Genomic DNA, 1,330 nt, shown 5'->3' with positions numbered 1-1,330 from the left:
TGGACGAGCCCCCTGAAACACAGGACACCGTTTCCCCCTTAAACTAAGGGATAGGCATACGACTGTGTTTATGACTCACACTAACAAATCCTCCATCGAGGTTCTGGGGCCAGAACGCCGCCGGCGCTGGTCCGTCGAAGAAAAACTGGCCATGGTTCGAGAAAGCTTCGAGCCCGGCCAGACGGTGTCACTGGTTGCACGACGCCACGGCATCAACCCGAATCAGCTTTTCCATTGGCGCAAGCTTCACCAGGATGGCAGCCTGTCTGCAGTCAGTGCCGGCGAAGCGGTGGTACCGGCCTCGGAGTTGGCCGAAGCGATGAAGCAAATCCGTGAGTTGCAGCGCCTGCTGGGCAAAAAGACCATGGAAGCGGAGATTCTCAAGGAAGCCGTGGAGGTTGCCCGCTCGCGAAAATGGATTGCGCGCTCGCCCTTGTTGCCGGAGGACGGGCAGTGAAACGGGTTAGTCACTGCCTTGGCGTAGCGCGCTCCCATCTGGCCGCCCGAAGTCAACGCCTTGCGGATTGGCGCGATGGGCGCCAGCATCGGCAGCCCGATGATACGGAGCTGGTGGCAGACCTGAAGACGCTGATTGGCGGCTTGCCCAGCTATGGCTACCGTCGAGCTTGGGGGCTATTACGGCGACAGCGGGAGGCCCGCGCGCAGCCACCGGTTAACGCCAAACGGGTCTACCGGGTGATGAAGCAGCATGGCTTGCTGCTGAGTCGCCGGCGGAAACAAGCTGGGGTATCACGCCGGCACGAGGGCCGTATCGCCGTGGCGGCTAGTAACACCCGCTGGTGCTCCGATGGTTTCGAGGTGAATTGTGATGATGGCGAAAAGCTCCGCGTCACCTTCGCGCTGGACTGCTGTGACCGAGAGGTCATGAGCTGGGTGGCCGGCACTGCCGGCTATCGGAGTGACGACGTGCAGAATGTGATGCTGGAAGCCGTAGAGAAGCGCCTGGGCTTGGATAAACCATCGGTGCCGATAGAGTGGCTCAGTGATAACGGTTCGGCCTACACGGCAGCTACGACTCGAATATTTGCGCGGCAGCTGGGCCTTGAACCGGTAACGACGCCGGTGCGCAGCCCGCAGAGCAATGGCATGGCGGAGAGTCTGGTAAAGACTATCAAGCGGGACTACGTGTCCCAGATGCCGAAACCGGACGCCGCCACGGCCCTGCGCAATCTTGGCATAGCCTTCGAGCATTACAACGAGAACCACCCGCACAGCGCGCTGAAATACCGCTCCCCACGAGAGTTCAGGCTGCTGGCGGCAACATCAACCTAAGGGTGGGTTGGTGTCCTGAGATACGGGGGCAAATCCA

The 1,330-nt window shown here is 60.7% G+C and carries 1 protein-coding gene; it reads left to right on the top strand.

All coding sequences use genetic code 11. The features are described 5' to 3' along the window. Positions 1 to 70: 70 nt before the first annotated feature. Positions 71 to 1,293 (top strand): IS3 family transposase gene (locus HA052_RS27060; RefSeq protein ID WP_206119078.1). Its coding sequence is split into 2 segments (ribosomal slippage): positions 71 to 410 and positions 410 to 1,293, totalling 1,224 coding nucleotides; the frame shifts between segments, so codons are not numbered across the junction. The last annotated feature ends 37 nt before the right edge of the window (positions 1,294 to 1,330 follow it).

The organism is Chromobacterium fluminis, assembly GCF_011602385.1.
GTDB lineage: Bacteria > Pseudomonadota > Gammaproteobacteria > Burkholderiales > Chromobacteriaceae > Chromobacterium > Chromobacterium fluminis.
The sequence above is the reverse complement of the archived record's forward strand: the minus strand, read 5'-3'. Positions and strand labels throughout refer to the sequence as shown.